Raw genomic sequence first — 16800 nt, forward strand, 5'->3', positions numbered from 1 at the left:
AGGTGGACATGAACAGTATCATACATGGTTTCCGTATCATCCTGGCCTGCGTAACCCTTCTGACTATCTTCGGGTGCGGGACGAGTCAACCTTCGCATTTTTATTTGTTGCGAGCCCTGTCGCCATCCTCCGTCTCAGGCCTATCAGACACAAAAGCCTCAAGCCTGTCCTTTGGGTTGGGGCCGGTCACCCTTCCGAAATATTTGGACCGGCCGCAAATTGTGACTCAATCCGGTGGGCATGAGGTCGCGTTGGCTGAATTTCATAAATGGGCTGAACCCTTGAGCGAAAATGTGTCTCACGTCCTGGCGGAAAATCTCTCAGTCATGCTTTCGACGGATCGAATCGAACAGTATCCGTGGAGGAGAACCACCCCCGTGGATTTCCAAATTGTCGTGGATGTCTTGCAGTTCGATGGTACCAGGGGAGGGGAGGCCGTTTTGTCAGTACGGTGGAGCCTTTTGGGTGGGGATGAACCAACAATCTTCACCACAAAGAAAACGCATGTGACCCATCATCCGACAAGCCAGGAATATGAAGCGCTGGTTGAGGCCATGAGTCAGAACCTTGAGGATCTCAGTCGCGAGATTGCCGAGGCCATTAAGTTGCTTCTTCCCACAATCCTACCTGGCTCAATTTCATAAGCTGCCATTGGCAGGGATGTTTTTCGCTGTGTGCAGAGACACACTTAAAAATGGCCGTGGTCGTCATGGACCGCCATGAACGCACAATCCGACGGGACTTTTCATCCGGATGTTTTCTGATGGTCAGCATCGATGGTGGGGGTCCTTCGGTTTAACCGGCTGGACAAGACGCACGCTTACACGGAGAATAATTCATGGGAATGCTTTCAACGGTCAAACATGAACTTAAAGAAGTCGGTTTAGTGACCCTGTATTTTTTCTTCTGTTTCGGCGTCATCCTGACCCTCAAAAAACTGATGTTGGAAGGTTATCATATCGAGTTTTATGCCTTCTCAACGGCACTGGTCGGCGCACTCATCGTTGCAAAGGTTGTGGTTTTGTTGGGAAAAACCCGGGCCGGCACCAGGTTTGATGCTCATCATTCACTTGGTGCGGCTGCTCTGTATCGGACCATGGTGTATAGTGGATGCACCTTCCTGATTTTATTTGCTGAAAAACTGTTTCATGCGTTTCGAGAGAGTGGTCTGTTGGGTGCGGCTTTCATGGACGTGTGGGAACAGAAGGAGCTTCCTCTCATTTTCGCTAAGGTGATATGCATCGGGCTGGCCTTTATGGGATTTTTTCTATATCAAGGTATTGATCGGCGGTTAGGAGAGGGGACCTTGAGGCGAATCGTATTCAGTGCTCCCTGATTGTCTTCCCAAAAAGTTGTTGTCACCTCATTCTCGCGGGCTGCGTGTATCACGTTATTTCTCTGACAACCCAACTTCCTTGGCTGTGTTCGCTTTCGCACTTGTTGGTCTCTTTGACTGTGCCCGGTTTAGAATTCTGGAAGATGTGTGACGTGATGGGGGCTAAGTGAGCCAAAAAAACTTTTGTCAAAAAATTTTACCGTTTAAAAGGCTGAGATTCATGCTCTGCAAGTTGCAAGCTGTTGTGTATGGAAAAATGATCCCACGTCAAACCGGCAATCATTAAAGGAATCCATGCGTCGTCGCTTTCTGTGGTTTGGGCTTGGGAGTGTTTTGGTGATTGGGGTGTTCATTGCCCTCGCCTATATCCTCTTTCCCTTCTATGAAGAAGACGTCTATCGGGGGTCTTTGGAAGCGGGTTTTTCTGCAGCCATGGGGCGACCCGTTAAGATTGAAGGCCCGATCTCACTCACCTTCTCCCTGCAACCCATCTTAATTCTAGAAGATGTTCATGTCGCTAACCCTCCCTGGGCTTCTCAACCGCATCTGTTTCGAGCCGATCGACTTGAAATTGGTTTGTCTTTGGGACCCCTTCTCCGGCGCCATTTGGAGGTTGAAAATATTGCGTTGGAAGGAGCGGAACTTCTTTTGGAGGAAGGGTCCGAAGATCGAGATAACTGGACCTTCCGGAAGGATACCCAACCGGGCATGTTATCACGGGCCGTTCCATCGGACTTCATGACTTTTGCGGAAAGAGGGGAAATCATCATCGAACGCTCCCGAATCATGCACCGGCCCTACCCTGGTGAGGAAACGACTGACGTGTGGATTCATCGCGGGTTGATCATTGCTCCCGACGATCAGCATAGAACATTTTCCTTTGAAGGAGCCTACCACGACAGCCCCGTCAAAATTGAGCTTATTGGCGGCCCTATCATGGATTTGTTTACCTGGACCGACGCCTGGCCGGTTGATGGCGTGCTGTCTACCATCGGAGCATCTGCATCTCTAAAAGGAAGTGTCGGAGGGGCGAACTCCGACCAGGCCTTTGACCTCCAGGTCCAGATTAACGGGGACCGTTTAAGTGTGCTGAATGATCTTCTTCAGATCGACCTTCCCGATTCTCCCCCGGTCATGCTCGCAGGTCACGTTGTGAAGACTTCCGACGTCATCAACTTGAATGATATTCGTGGAACGTTGGGGGCCTCGGATCTTGCCGGACAATTACGGATAGAGAATGGAGATGAAGGTCAGAAAGTGCGCGGTCGATTGACCTCTCATGCCTTACAGATACATGACTTGACCTCTCTTACACCTCAACACTCATCCAGACAGGCACCGTCCCTGGAAGAACCGGTGTCCGTTCCTCCCGCGTCTCCGTCTGTGGATGTCGATCTGGATGTCACTGTCGCAAGGCTGTTACTCGGCGAGACGGATCTTGGTTCCCTGTCTCTCACTGCTGGTATACGGGAAGGCCAGATTCTGCTTGATCCCATTCAAATGAAAAGTTTCGGAGGGATGGGGGAAGCCCGGTTAACGGTCGACCTCAAGCCTGCTCAGGCTCAAGCCACGCTTCAAGCGAAGGTGAGATCCTTGAACTATGGTTCTGCTCTTCGGGCTCTTGGGGGAGCGATGAATATCGAGGGCTCTACAGACTTTGATCTCACCGCGAACGGGAGTGGTGTCCTGTTGCCGGATCTTTTTAAGTCGCTGACGGTGAACCTGCAAAACCGTCGCACCACCTTCGGGTTTTCCGATCCAATGCCTGAAGCCAGAACCCCTGTGGTCTTGCGAGAAGGATCCTTGCGTGTGACGAAAGGCGGCCCAGTCACAATGGTTGCTCAAGGTGCATATCGGGAAAGGGCTGTGAATGTGAACCTGGCTACCACTTCCTTGATTGATCTGGCCACCCCGGGAACGGCCTGGCCCCTGTCGATATCCGCTCAAGTCGGCGGGGCTTTTCTGGAAGCCAAAGGTTTACTACAGACCGGCGCGCCTGATCGGACCGGGGCCTTGGCTGTCTCCCTCAAAGGACGTCGGCTCAGTGAGCTTGATCCCGATCTTCCTCCTGTTGGTCCGTATTCTCTCAGGGCTCAGGTGACGAAGAAGGGTGACCGGTACGAAGTGAGTGATTTCCGCAGTCGGTTTGGAAACAGCGATTTATCGGGAACTATGGAAATGAATTTCCAGAAGGCCAGACCTTCTTTCACAGGGATTTTCACATCGAAGCAAATTGATTGGACTGAACTTTCCCGGCCGGAAGATGAGAGTGAGACTGCCATTCCATCTGAGGGAATGCGCGCGATTGATGTTGATCTGAACATGGTGATCAGCCAAGTCCGAAATGGAAGACTGAATGTGGCCGATCTAACTTTTACGGCCGGGCTTCAGTCGGGTCGGCTGAAGGTGGAATCCGTTCAAGGAACAATCCTGGATCAGCAATCCGCATACGGAAACTTTCATGGCGGGTTTCAATTGGATACCACCCGGACGATTCCGACGCTTTCCGGCAACGTGTCCCTTGACCATGTTCGGTACGAACATCTCTTCCCCGAGGTGGGATTCGTAGACCTCACCGAGAATGTCATGAACTTGGATGCGGAATTTTCCAGTGTGGGCCACACGATTTCCGACATGCTGAACCAATCTACTGTTCGAGTCGATGGGGAAAAACTCTCGGTCAAGTTTCATCGGGAGGCCGATCATCCCGCCCCGGTGCAGGTGATTTCAAACTTGAAAGTTGAAACTGTGGATGGTGGGCCGTTACGCCTCTATGCCGAGGGGGTATACGACAGCACATCATTTCGACTTCGATCGTCAACCGGTTCGATGATGGACCTTCTGAAAGACAGGGGATTGTGGCCCATGAAGGTCCGGCTGGATGTCCCAGAGGCGTTACTTGAATTGAGCGGACACCTTACTCTTCCTCATCCAGCCGAAGAATTTACGCTGCAGATTCTCATGAAGGGAAATAATCTCAGGAATTTGAATTTTCTGACGGCAGCCAGTTTACCCGATATCGGCCCCTTGGACCTCACCGGTCTGGTCACGAGGTCTATTGTGGGATACCACGTCACCGATTTGGAAGGATCTCTAGCCGGAAGCGATGTGAGTGGCCATGTGACACTCTTGACGAATGGGATTCGCCCGCGTGTCAGAGGGAAACTCACCGCAGAGAATGTTGTCCTGGATGCGGTATTAACACCTTCGGTTGATTCCTCGGTGGAAAAAAAGAGATCGACGCTCAAAACCATTGGGGACTCGGTAAAAGGCATCGGATCATCGGCCGTTGATGTCCTGCGCGATACCATAGGCATAAGGAAAAAACCAAAGGCTTCCACGCTCAAGTCAATTCCGGAATTGGTTTTTCCGGTTGAGGATCTCAGGGCCATTGATCTCGGACTTGATGCCGAAATCAAACACATTAGAAAGGGCAAAGAGGATCTGGGCCATGCCTCATTTCAGATATCCCTTGAAGAGGGCTTGCTTGCCCTGCAACCGGTAACTGGAAATCTTTGGGGAGGGGAAGTTGAAGGGAAACTGGTCCTCGACGGAACCCAATACGTTCCGACTCTTGAGGTAAATTTGCAGGTCCATGGCCTGGATTATGAGCGCGTCACCAGATCGTTCGAGGTTGCCGATCTGGTGAAGGGGAAATCCCAATCCATCATGCTGGCCCTAGAGGGTCGAGGAGATACGTTACATGAAGTATTGGAACAAGCCAGTGGACGATTTGAGCTGGTCGATGGCCCACTTGAACTGGCCACAAAATACATTGATTTGTGGGCGGCTGATTTAATCACGACGGCCTTAACTACCGCCTGGGAAAGTGAATCAGTCACCAAATTGAATTGTACTGTCGGGTATTTTGATATTGAAGAGGGAGTGGTGAAAAGTAATGATATTCTCATCGACTCCCATCGCCTGACAATCGCGGGCATTGGAAAATTGAATCTGGGGGACGAAACCCTGGACGTGCTCCTGACTCCACGGCCCAAAGACCCCAGTTTATTCAGTCTGGCTCACACGGTGCGCATCACCGGTCCGCTTTCAGATCCGGATGTGTCAAGTGATAAATTCCGCATAGCCGAAAGCGGCGGGTGGGGACTGTTGGGGTTGGTCACTCCGGTAGGATGGGTGATTGCGATTCCGCAAATTGCCGGAACCACCATGGGGACGATGAAACAAAATCCCTGCGTGGGGGCCTTGAAGGGGCGACAGGAAACCGCTCAGGCTCTCGAAGATATCAAAGGCGGTTGGTGGGGAAAAATTAAGAGGGCCTTTACTAATCTTGGTGGATCTTCTAAATCTTCTTCAGACAATCCACGGTAAAGAAACGCAGCCGTATGGCCAAAATTATGCGGACTGAACTAGGGAGGTCACCTCTTTGGTGACAACAAAGTGAATCCCAACGAATAAAAATGATGTGGAGAGAATCGTGTTTTTTGTATCGTCATATGAAGGAAAAGTGCTAAAAAAACACATCATCGAAATTGTAACAGGGGGGGGGCCGGTGTTGTTGGTGGATTGGGCTGCCAACGGCCATTATAGACCTGACTCACTCGGGGTGATCTTTAGATGTGGCTTGAAGCTGGAAGGGAGTGCCGCCAATGTCGGGGTGAACGTGTTCAAAGAAGCATGATCGATTAAGCCAAGCAACATGGACCATTGGCGCCTACCGAATCCCTTGGGCACACTCAATGGAAGAGGTCGGGGCTTTCACAAAAGGCGACAACTTATGCATTTCACAATTCAGCCATTATCCATTCTCAAAGTTGGAGTGATGATAGCGGCTTTAAACAGTTTTCCACTGATTAGTCTTGGAATGACCAAAGACCTCACCACTCCTCCTCCCGTGAGTGGTCATGAACTTTCTATTGAATCAATCACCCCGGCTGATGTCTTCGCACGGGTGCAGTTGGTACGGAAAGAACTGGACGACATTCGTTTTGAAATGGGCAAGCCCAAGAGTCGCGAAATAGGACTCCTGGTTGAAAATGCGACTCCGCACGAGGTGTTCTTTCAAGCCAAAACCCTTAATCAAAAAGTGGCCAGGTTGGTCACAGAACTCACCGAGAAATCGGAGGTCGAGGGAACAGAAGAGGATCCGGGCGATATACGTCCCTATCATGTCTGGAAAATGATCGATACCTCTTTGCGCCGAATCCTGTCTCTTAAACAACAATTAGGGCTTTCCCTGACGAACAGTGAAGCCTTGGCCAATGGTGAAACTACCCCCAATCAAGTCTTTTTTGTTATTGGATTGGCGAATACCCAACTCAACCTTTTACTGATGCATCAGTTTTCTCCGAAAGATGCGGCAGAATTGGTCGGCCTGGGCATCGAATACACCACTCAACTTTTGCGCCAATTTCCTTCCACTCCCGCCCCGGCTCCTCTCCCTTCGCTTGAGCGAGGGCGTAAGTCATGGAATAGCTATGACCATCTCATTGATTGCTATATGGTGTTAGGGAACATCGCTCAGGTCTCCAATATTCAAATGTTAACGTTGGCCCCTCAGAACCTGGATCGCCCCGATATTCAGTCGAATGATGTCTACGATTTAGCAACTCTGGTCATATCTGAACTTGCATATCTCCATGCCCACCTTCCTCATATTCCTCCACCACCCCCGGTCAAACTTCATGGTCCTATCTTGCCTTCCCATGTGTATCAACAGGTAGGTGGACTCCTGGCTCAATTGAAGGTATTACACACGCAGGTTCAATCTCATCCCGAATGGCTCAAATAGACTGTTTACTTGAATGAGGACCGAACCAACAGATCACCTATTACGACATGATCACTCATTGGTCCTAACGTCGTGAATGTCGAAATTTGGTTGGAATTCTTTTTTCGTTTTGAGATTGATAAGAGGCGATGACTTTTTTGTGGTTCCCTGCGCAAGGTTTTATGCTTGTTCCAGCGCTTCCCTGATTAGGTGCGTGACTCTGCCAAGGCTACAGTCCGGTTTCCATCAACGTGGTGGTCAACCGAGGCTGCCGGGGCTGTGGGCAAAGGGGCAAGCCACATTTTCTGCTGAAAGTGAACATCCGGGGTCAGGGACATAATAGCGTGTCTATGATACCGACCATCGGAAGGGCACGACCATGTTACTCACATCCTCATTGTAAGAGCGATCCTTGAGGACTGCGGCCTGATTCAATGCCGAGCCTGTCGCCGTCTGTCGGGCAGCGGCCTTTGGCAAGGAGTTCCGGAGTTTGGTGTGCCTTGGTACCAAGCGGGTGATGGAAGGAATGAATGAGAAAAAAGTACAATTGTCTATCGGGAGAGCCATTTCGGATCGGTTGCGACTAATTGTTCCAGTGTCTTCAACTGATGCAGAAGCACGGTAGCTTGTTGATAGACATGTGACGGGAACATGCGTCCAGGATATGGAATAGACTTTGGAGCATCCTTTTGTTTTAGTTGCGCGTGGAGATAGGCCAGGTCCGAAACCAGAAGGGTGGCCATATCATAGACGTCGCTTGGTTCCAATTGCCGGGAATGACCGACATTTTTCGCAGCCGGTAGATCAAGATGAAGAACAGGTATGCTGGACTGATGCGCAATTGTTTCCAGAGTGGCATAGCATTCAACCAGGCGGAGGAACACATCGACCGGTTGCTTGCCCTTTTCGAACGGGGGAGTCTCCGAAGCCTCCTTTGGTTGGGGAAACCGGGCCAGCAACCGTTTAGCATACTGACCGGCCAGAAGCACTTGTTGCGACACATCACTGGGTGAGAAGTGTCGCTCCTGCAGTAAGTTGATTTGGCGGTTGGCTTGTACAATGGCCCGTCCGGTTTCTGTCAGACTGGTCGAGGGATCTTCGGGGCGTTCTGAAATAATTTCCTTCAGGCCTAATTCCTCCTTGATGGCCAGAATGCGAAGGTAGCTCGCGTTCACCAATTTCCAGATATGCAAGGGTGCAAGAGTGGAGAGCGAGATGGGTTCCGGGGAAATTCCTGTACTCCCGGTGAGTTCCAGCGCGAGACGATCGGCCTTATGAAAGAGGGTAAGGGCCTGGAAATACGCTTCATGGGAGTGAACATTGGTGACGATGGCTTCGGATTGGATTGCCAACGGTTTTCCCATTTCAAACCGGATCACTTCCAGGGTATCACGAAGCAACTGAACCCGGGCCAAGACATCGGCAGGGGTGATTTCTTTGAGTGAAATGGAATGTCCGCTTACGGGGTTGGGTTCATTCAGGCTTCCTCCAATTGAGGCCGGCACAGTTCCGATGCTGACCATGAAGAAGAGCGCCACACCGAATAAGCTGATTCCCAAAGCTTGAATTTGTTTGTCCACTATTCTCATCCCTTCGTGAGTCCTGCGGATTTTCAACGGGCACTGACTTTACACGTTGCGTCTATTGCGATTGGTCTATCGACTTTTTGGCTTCCTCCGGGGTCACGACACCTTCCTGGATCAAATTCTGCAGCGCACCTTGATACGCATGAGAGGCGGTCTTTCGGATTCCCCGGACTCGTAAAACCGGAGGATATAAGCGAAGAAGGTCAGGATTCTTAATTTCGATGGGGAACAATTCACTTTCACCGTATGGGGGGAGTTCTGTCTGGCCACCAACCGGAACCCGAAAATACGGTTTCCCATCTTCAGTATTTCCATCGGTCCCTTGAATATCGAGGCTGGTGGTTACATCACGAAGCCGTGCCATTTCTTGAATTTTGTCTACGACGAGAATCAGGGAATCGGCCTCAATGGGGTCGCCGGTTTGATTTTTCAATCGGACCAGATACCGGACATCGCCACGAGAGGAAAGCCTTCCTCCCGAAAACAATTCGCCTCCGCCAGAAAAACTTCCTCCGGGATCAAAGGAGAGCAAGGGAATGACTCCTCCCGTAAGATCGACGAGGTCATCGTTCGAAGAATCACCATAGGCTCGTTCACTTCCCCCTCCATAACCCAAAAGAAACAGCAGCAGGCATGCTCGACCAAGATTCATGAGGGGCTGCAGCGATTGAGTCATCATGACGTCATCTTACAAAGAATGTGATAAACCTGCAAAGGTACCCATCCCGGGCTACTTGGCGACTTCCAACTCCCGATATTTGGTATAGAGGAACCGAATCAGGTCATATTCGAACGGAGAGCCCGTTTGGTAATAGCGAAAACCCAACTGATGCCTCATATCCACCCCCCATGTCAGACTGAAGGGAACACTACGTTCAAAATGATGATTTAAATGCAAGGGAGTGTACAAATAGAAGATGCTGGCCGCGGAATCTGTTAGGAGACCGGTCGTATCTCTTATGGATGAAGGTCCAAAAATGGGAAGCACGACATAGGCGCCTGGGTTCAGTCCGTAATGCCCGAGCGTTTGGCCAAAATCCTCCGTTTGTTGAAGCAGTCCTAACGGAGTGGCATGGTCGAAAAATCCTCCTAACCCGAAAGTGCAATTGATGAGGAAGCGTCCCAAGGTATTCAGTGTTGCTTCCCCCTTGAGCTGTAGCATCGCGTTCATCAGATTACGGATATCCGCAATATTCGAGAAAAAATTTGAGATTCGATCCTCGAAAAAATCCGGCATGACGGCTTCATACCCTTCCACCACAGGCAGAAAGATATATTCATCAAACTGTGCATTAAACTTATACGTCCCCCGGTTAAACGCTTCAATGGGATCATAGATATCCACGAGATATCTGGCGTCAGGATGCACGACGTCCTCTATTGGCCGTTTCGCCGGTTCAATCCTTCCACCTTCAGCGTCCCGCGCCCTGCGGGTAACCATTTGCTCAGCATCAGGAATGTTTTCTGGGGCAGTCGCCCGCGCTTGTGCGGCCTGAAGATAGGCATGAGATTCTTGAAGCTTGGTCTCTAAGTCTCGGATTTGTCGATCGAGTTGAGATTGGAAGTCGGGAGACGATGGGTACGAAATTCTCTGTGGGGTGAGAGGGGCAGAAAGATCGTTCAGTCCCGTTGCCCGATGGGTCGGGTAGCCATCAGCCATCGGTCTAGGCGGTGGGAACATGGTTTCAGGGTGCTGGACCATGTTTAGGGGGAGAGGGTTTCGAAAGAAATCCACGATATAATTCAGGGTGGCCCTGTGGTCCAGATTGCCGCAATGTCCTCCGCGGGGATAAATTTTAGCCCGTGGCCCGAATAATGTCTTGAGATAATCCAATTCGCCGGGCGCGAGGATGATGTCATCCGCATTATGCAGAAGTCCGATTTTCGGGGTGTGTCGTAGGTATTCCTCCAGTGTGGCCAAACTCAGGTTAGCGATAAGTTCCTGTTCCGTCATCCCCGGATATCTGGCTTGAAAAAACGGATAAAACATTTCACGAAAATAATCCAAAAATGTCACATGATTAGACACTTTAAAATAGTCCGTCACCGAATCGGTCGGCGACAACACCAGATTTTTCGGTTTAATATATCCCGAATTGGTCAAGACGTCAGATGTGAAAATCATATTGGCGGATGAGAGGCGAAACGAGGTGCCAATGAGTGCAGCCAGGAGCCCATCAGGAAAATGCCGGTGTTGATAGGCTGAATATAAAAAGTCACCGCTAAGACTCAAGAATTCCCCATGTTGGTATTCTTTCGAAAAGGTATGAAACACGTTGTCGAAAAAATCCGGAAATTTATCCATTCCGCCGGGAATATTGTTAGCCAACAGGTCATCAAGGATGGAGGTCGAGGTGTATAAGCTCACCGGCGGGTTAATCAACAGCACTTTTGTGAAATGGAAATCGTCCTGTTCGCCGTCAAGCTGGGACACAAAGGCGGCCTGGGCAGCCCCCAAACTGTATCCCGTGAGATAAAACTCTGTGACCTCGATTTCGTGTTCAATGTCCAGCCAGGCCAATCGCATGACTCGATACAAGTCTTGTGAATCTTCCAGAAGATGACCGGGGATTCCGGTTCGGGAGGCCGAGACGATAAAGTCGGGATGAGTAGGGGAGGATAAGGAGAGAACATGGAAGCCGGCCTGGAAAAAGGCTCGCTGCAGAACCTGCATCTTTTCAGAATTATACCCTGCGCCGGTCCCGGCGATGACAAATATCAACGGTGAGGGTTTGTCTTGGGTCACCAATGAATACCGCATATTCTCCCCATACCAGAGAATGTCGGGGAGAGCGCGATCTGGAAAGACGGTCAATTCACGGTCTTCAATGGGGATATGCTGGGGAAGTTCGGCTTTTAGCGCCACCGGAGTTCCAATCACTGTCGCGGCATACGGGCTCACATCAGGATAATCGTAGCCGGCCTCCTGAGCCTGACTGAGAGAGGAAAACCAGCCCACCATCGACAGCATGAAAAACAAGAAGACCCGTTTGACCATTCACCTCCCTTTCACTGAGTTATGTGCCAGACCAGGAATGTACAGTCATACAAAATGAAAAAAGTCAGTCCGCAATGTGTTCCAGAAATGGTTTAAATTTCCCCCAAGAAAAAGCCATTTCCGATGCGTGGTCTGTGGCCGTCACGCCGCACCTGGCCATACCAGTATGTGAGTGATGCTGAGAATCCAAAATTTCGTTGAAGGAACGGGATGAACAGCCTGTCACCTCTCCCACGTATTCAGGCAATGAAGAAGGTACATTCTGTTCTTGCAGGTGGAGAATCTCAATAACCCTTATATGAGGCTTCCTATTTGTGAGAACAGAAGAATGATCCTTCCAACAAACTGCGTGTTCTAATAATTTATCCTTTCCTTCCAATTGACCCTCTCCGACCATGTTCCGATTCCTGGAGCAGTCCAACGTTGAGGGAGAGCTCTCATCCTTGTTGTTCTCCTTCGGAAGGGGTCCAACCGCCACCCAGGGCTTTGTAGAGCCGGACGATGGAACTTAGATGTTGCTGCCTGGTTGAGACCAGGCTCAGTTCGGCCTGAAAGAGGTCCCGTTGTGCTGATAAGACATCCAGGTAGGAGGCAAACCCTCCCCGGTAACGTTTGTCTGCGAAATTCAACGCGGACTTAAGGGATGCAACCTGGGATTCCTGTGCCTCACGTTGTTCGCGGGTTTTTGTAATCGTGATCAATGAGTCCTCAACTTCTCTAAACGCATTGAGAATGGCCAACTCATACCGGGCAAGGGCCTGTTGTTCTTGTGCGGTTGCAATTCCCACCCCGTAGCCAAGTGCCGTCGCGTTGAAAAGTGGACCGGTCAAGGTGCCTGCGACTCCAACCGTTGCGAACGGTCCGGTTCCCATGGAATTTATTTGAAAACCAGCTACCCCACCACCGCCGTTGATACTGAATTGAGGAAAGCGTAGAGCCTGGGCCACACCGATATTTGCATTGGACGCGATGAGTTTCTGTTCCGCCTCCAGAATATCGGGGCGCTGACTCAGAAGACTAGAAGGTAAACCGACCGGTATTTCCGGTGGCAGAGGTTGTTCCGTGAGCCCAAACCCACGCGGGATGGCCATCGGCCGGTGTCCTAATAGGACGCTAATCCGGTTCTCTGCTTGAACTCCCTGTTGCTCCAGATTCGCCAACTGTGCTCTCGTGCCAGCCTGTTCGGCCTCGAATCGATCCAGATCCAACTTCGAAGCATACCCGTGTTCATATTGCGACCGACTGAGTCTCACGGCTTCGTCCCAGACTTTGAGGGTGCGTTTGGCAATTTGCACCTGAAGATCAAGAGCACGGAGGGTGAAGTAGGATTGGGCCACGTCACTGACCAGCGCGATGACGACCCCGCGCTGGTTTTCCACTCGTGCCAGTAATTCCGCTCTGGTGGCTTCGACGTTCCGGCGAATCCTTCCCCAAAGATCGACTTCCCATTTGATGCCCCCCATGAAGGATTCCCTCGAATAGTCAAGGTTCCCGCGTCCGCTTCTTCCAGCAGCCTGCCCAGGAAGAATCGATCCGCCTCCAGTGGAGAGTCCATTATTCGTGTTGTGATAGAACAAGCCATCGCCGGAATAATCCAGGGAAGGGGCGAGGTCGAATTGAGCGATGACCAGTTGGTTGTTAAACTCCTCAACCGCCGCGGCCGCAACTCGCAGGTCAAGATTCTCCTCTAAAGCGGTATGGATGAGTTTCTGAAGTTCTTTATCCTTGAACAACTCCCACCAGGGTATATTGGCGATAGATTCAGATGTGTCCGGTGCGAGCCGCCAGGAATCGGACGTCGGAATATCGGGCCGCTTGTAATCCGGCCCCATGGTGCAGCCGAAGGCGATCAGAAGGCTCAGGAGCATAGCTCTGAATTTTTGCATATCAGTGCTCTCCCTGAAGATGAATTGAAGCCTGTCCGGTTTTGTGTTGTGAGGATATTTTAAGTGAACCTTTATCCTCCAGGAACTCAAAATCGTCGGATGCCGGTCCCTCAGGGCCAGGCGGGAGTTCCTCGTCATGACGGTGCATGAGCCGTTCCACGGCATAAAACGCGACGGGGATAAGAAAAATGGCAATAAAGCTGGCGGCGATCATACCCCCGATCACGGCCACCCCGAGAAGAATTCTCCCGTGTGCGCCTGCCCCCGATGAGAGAACCAGAGGAACCACTCCCAGGATAAAGGCCAGCGAGGTCATCAGGATCGGCCGTAGGCGTAACCGGGCTCCCGTAAGTGCTGCTTCCACCAAAGAACGACCTTTTTCATATTCCATTTTTGCGAATTCCACGATCAGGATCGCGTTTTTTGCAGACAGGCCGATGAGCATGATGAGGCCGATTTGAGTGAACACGTTGTTTTCCATTCCAAGTGCCCACAGAGCTCCAAACGCTCCGAACACGGCGATCGGCGTGCAGAGAAGCACACTGAAGGGGAGACCCCAACTCTCATACTGGGCTGCCAGAATCAGAAAGACAAAGAGGAGGGAGAAGCCGAAAATCACACTGGCGGGTACTCCCTCAGCCGCGGCCTTTTCCTGGAATGACATGCCCATGTAATCGAAGCCCATTTCATGTGGCATGGTTTCGGTAAAGACCTCCTCCAAGGCTTCCATGACCTGACCGGATGTATACCCCGGTTTTCCGGAAGCGAAAATTTGTGCGGACCGGTAGCCGTTGAAGCGCATGGTGAATTCGGGCCCGGAAACTTTTTCCATGGTGACAAGGGTCGAGAGCGGGACCATTTCACCGGACGTATTTCGTACGAAAAATTGACCGACGTTTTCAGCATTGGTCCGAAAGTCTCCTTCCGCCTGCACATACACCTGCCAGACACGGCCAAATCGATTGAAATAGTTCACCATCACACCCCCCATGAATGCCTGGAGCGTTTTATAGACATCCTCCAGTTGCACGCCTTGTTTAAGCGCTTTGTCCCGATCTACTTTGGCAAACACTTGAGGTACTGCGGGGATAAAGGTGGTATTCACGGAAGCGACTTCCGGTCGTTGACGGGCAGCCTCTATAAAACGTTCGAGGTTTTGGGCAAGAAAGGTCACATCCTGTCCGGAACGATCCTCCAGGACGAAGGAAACGCCTCCCGAGGTCCCCACCCCAGGTATGGCCGGCGGAGGGAAAAGAAAGGCCATCGCTTCAGGCAATGCCGCGAGTTTCCGGTTCACATCCTTGAAAATAGCTAAAAGTTTTTCCTCCGGTTTGGTGCGTTCCTCCCATGGGGCGAGTGTGACAAAAAAGAATCCGTTATAGGTCGTTGAAACACTGCTCAACAAACTGTACCCCACGACGGTGGTGACGTGTTGAATGCCGGGAGTCTCGAGCAGAAGAGCTTCGACCTTCTTGGCGACTTCATTCGTTCGTTGCAGGGAGGACGCTAACGGCAGTTGGAGGTTCAGGAAAACATATCCCTGATCCTCCGTCGGAAGGAAGCCGGTGGGAAGACGTGTTCCCAGAAACCCTGCGGCAATAATGAACACAAGCAGTACGACCATGGACCGTCGGGCCTTGCGAATGAGGTGGTGGCAATAACCAACATACCCGGTTGTGGCCCGTTCAAACCGGTAATTGAACCACTTGAAAAAGGCTCCCAATGGTCCTCTTGCAGGGGTTTTGGGACGCAGGAGCATGGCAGAGAGAGCAGGGCTGAGTGTTAACGCATTAAAGGCGGAAAGAATGACTGAGAGAGCAATCGTGAGTGCGAACTGCTGATAGAAGCTTCCGGTAATCCCCGGGATGAAGGCTGTCGGGATGAAAACCGCCGAGAGGATTAGGGCGATCGCAACCACCGGTCCGGAGACCTCATCCATGGCTTTCCGGGTGGCATCTTTCGGGGACAGTCCCTTCTCAATATGGTGTTCGACTGCCTCGACCACGACGATAGCATCGTCAACTACAAGTCCGATGGCCAAGACCAGCCCCAACAACGACAGCGTGTTGATCGAGAAGTCCAATAGAGGGAATACCGTGAATGTCCCGATAAGGGAAACAGGAACCGCAATGAGTGGAATAAGGGTGGCCCGCCATCCCTGAAGGAAAAGGAAGACCACAATGATCACGAGGATCACCGCTTCGAAGAGGGTATGCACGATTTCCTTGATGCCCTCTCGCACCGCCAGGGTTGTGTCGAGCGCGATCTTGTACTCCAGATCGTCAGGAAACCGCAGCTTCATCTCTGCCATCAGTTTCTTGGCTTGATCCATGGTGGTGATGGCGTTTGAGCCGGGAAGTTGATAAATGGCAATGGCTGCACTGGGTTTTCCGTCCAGACGGCCGATCTGGCTGTAGGTTTGCGCACCCAGTTCGATACGCGCCACATCCTTTAACCGGATGATGGAGCCGTCCGGGTTGGCACGCACGATGATCTGCCCGAACTCCTCCTCGTTGGCCAGACGACCCTGGGCGAGGACGGTATAGGTGAATTCCTGTCCCTGGGGAACGGGCTGCCCACCGATCCGACCGGCGGGGTTAACCGTGTTCTGTTTCTTGATGGCATCCAGAATCTCGGCTACCGTGATTTCCAGTTTAGCCAGATGGTCGGGGTCTACCCAGAAGCGCATGGCATATTGACCCGCCCCGAAGATCAAGACCTGCGCCACACCGGGAACCCTTGCAAGGGAATCGTTGATGTTGACGTATGCGTAATTGGCCAGAAAGATTTCGTCATACGTGCCAGCAGGGGAATAGAGGCTGAATATCGCCAGAGGGCTGGTGGTGGCCTTTTTAATCGTAACCCCGTAGTTTTTCACGTCGGCAGGCAATTGCGATTCGGCCTGCATGTAACGCATCTGCGTCAGGATCTGGGCATCGTTGGGTATCGTGTCGACGTCAAAATCCACGCGTAACGTCATCTGGCCATTGTTGGCGTTCATGGAATACATATAGATGGAATTGTCTACTCCAGCCATCTGCTGTTCGATTGGGGTGGCCACGGACTGCTCCAGGGTGACGGCATCCGCGCCGACATACGTGGCCTGTAACATGATTTCAGGAGGGGCAATGTTGGGAAACAGCGCGATGGGGAGTTGCACCATGGAGACGAGGCCAAGGACCACCATGATGATGGAAATGACGATGGCGACAATCGGGCGGTCGATAAAGAATTTGGCCATAAGACTTATTGGGTCGTGCCCT

Annotated in this window: 9 protein-coding genes; 4 read left to right on the forward strand and 5 right to left on the reverse strand. The window is 51.4% G+C overall.

Annotation, left to right across the window (positions count from 1 at the left end):
* Positions 1 to 8: 8 nt before the first annotated feature.
* The 4 genes from LX98_RS06670 (at position 9) to LX98_RS06685 (ending at position 7088) form a co-directional block, all read left to right on the forward strand.
* A complete protein-coding gene (locus tag LX98_RS06670) occupies positions 9 to 644 on the forward strand; it encodes an ABC-type transport auxiliary lipoprotein family protein (RefSeq protein WP_496428161.1) in 636 nt (211 codons plus the stop codon).
* Positions 645 to 838: 194 nt separating this feature from the next.
* Positions 839 to 1336, forward strand: coding sequence for a hypothetical protein (locus LX98_RS06675; protein ID WP_496428162.1), 498 nt, complete (start codon positions 839 to 841; stop codon positions 1334 to 1336).
* 294 nt (positions 1337 to 1630) lie between these two features.
* Positions 1631 to 5668 (forward strand): AsmA family protein, encoded by a 4038-nt coding sequence (locus LX98_RS06680; protein WP_496428163.1) that lies wholly within the window; start codon positions 1631 to 1633, stop codon positions 5666 to 5668.
* Positions 5669 to 6074: 406 nt separating this feature from the next.
* Positions 6075 to 7088, forward strand: a complete 1014-nt coding sequence (locus tag LX98_RS06685; protein WP_496428164.1) for a hypothetical protein — start codon at positions 6075 to 6077, stop codon at positions 7086 to 7088.
* Positions 7089 to 7618: 530 nt separating this feature from the next.
* Here LX98_RS06685 and LX98_RS06690 read toward each other — a convergent pair.
* The 5 genes from LX98_RS06690 to LX98_RS06710 form a co-directional block, all read right to left on the reverse strand.
* Positions 7619 to 8647 (reverse strand): hypothetical protein, encoded by a 1029-nt coding sequence (locus LX98_RS06690; RefSeq protein ID WP_496428165.1) that lies wholly within the window; start codon positions 8645 to 8647, stop codon positions 7619 to 7621.
* A gap of 61 nt (positions 8648 to 8708) precedes the next feature.
* Positions 8709 to 9332 (reverse strand): hypothetical protein, encoded by a 624-nt coding sequence (locus tag LX98_RS06695; protein ID WP_496428166.1) that lies wholly within the window; start codon positions 9330 to 9332, stop codon positions 8709 to 8711.
* 51 nt (positions 9333 to 9383) lie between these two features.
* Positions 9384 to 11651: an MlaA family lipoprotein gene (locus tag LX98_RS06700; RefSeq protein ID WP_496428167.1), complete on the reverse strand. Its 2268-nt coding sequence runs from the start codon at positions 11649 to 11651 to the stop codon at positions 9384 to 9386.
* Between the two features lie 437 nt (positions 11652 to 12088).
* Complete coding sequence (locus LX98_RS06705) at positions 12089 to 13537, reverse strand: efflux transporter outer membrane subunit (RefSeq protein ID WP_496428168.1); 1449 nt, start codon at positions 13535 to 13537, stop codon at positions 12089 to 12091.
* A 1-nt stretch (position 13538) separates the two neighbouring features.
* A complete protein-coding gene (locus LX98_RS06710) occupies positions 13539 to 16778 on the reverse strand; it encodes a multidrug efflux RND transporter permease subunit (protein WP_496428169.1) in 3240 nt (1079 codons plus the stop codon).
* Between the last annotated feature and the right edge of the window lie 22 nt (positions 16779 to 16800).

Source organism: Nitrospira marina (genome assembly GCF_059568365.1).

Bases quoted from the DNA above. Each gene is read 5' to 3' on its own strand.
- LX98_RS06670 (WP_496428161.1), top strand. From the start codon at position 9: ATGAACAGTATCATACATGGTTTCCGTATCATCCTGGCCTGCGTAACC.
- LX98_RS06675 (WP_496428162.1), top strand. From the start codon at position 839: ATGGGAATGCTTTCAACGGTCAAACATGAACTTAAAGAAGTCGGTTTA.
- LX98_RS06680 (WP_496428163.1), top strand. From the start codon at position 1,631: ATGCGTCGTCGCTTTCTGTGGTTTGGGCTTGGGAGTGTTTTGGTGATT.
- LX98_RS06685 (WP_496428164.1), top strand. From the start codon at position 6,075: ATGCATTTCACAATTCAGCCATTATCCATTCTCAAAGTTGGAGTGATG.
- LX98_RS06695 (WP_496428166.1), bottom strand. From the start codon at position 9,332: ATGATGACTCAATCGCTGCAGCCCCTCATGAATCTTGGTCGAGCATGC.
- LX98_RS06700 (WP_496428167.1), bottom strand. From the start codon at position 11,651: ATGGTCAAACGGGTCTTCTTGTTTTTCATGCTGTCGATGGTGGGCTGG.
- LX98_RS06705 (WP_496428168.1), bottom strand. From the start codon at position 13,537: ATGCAAAAATTCAGAGCTATGCTCCTGAGCCTTCTGATCGCCTTCGGC.
- LX98_RS06710 (WP_496428169.1), bottom strand. From the start codon at position 16,778: ATGGCCAAATTCTTTATCGACCGCCCGATTGTCGCCATCGTCATTTCC.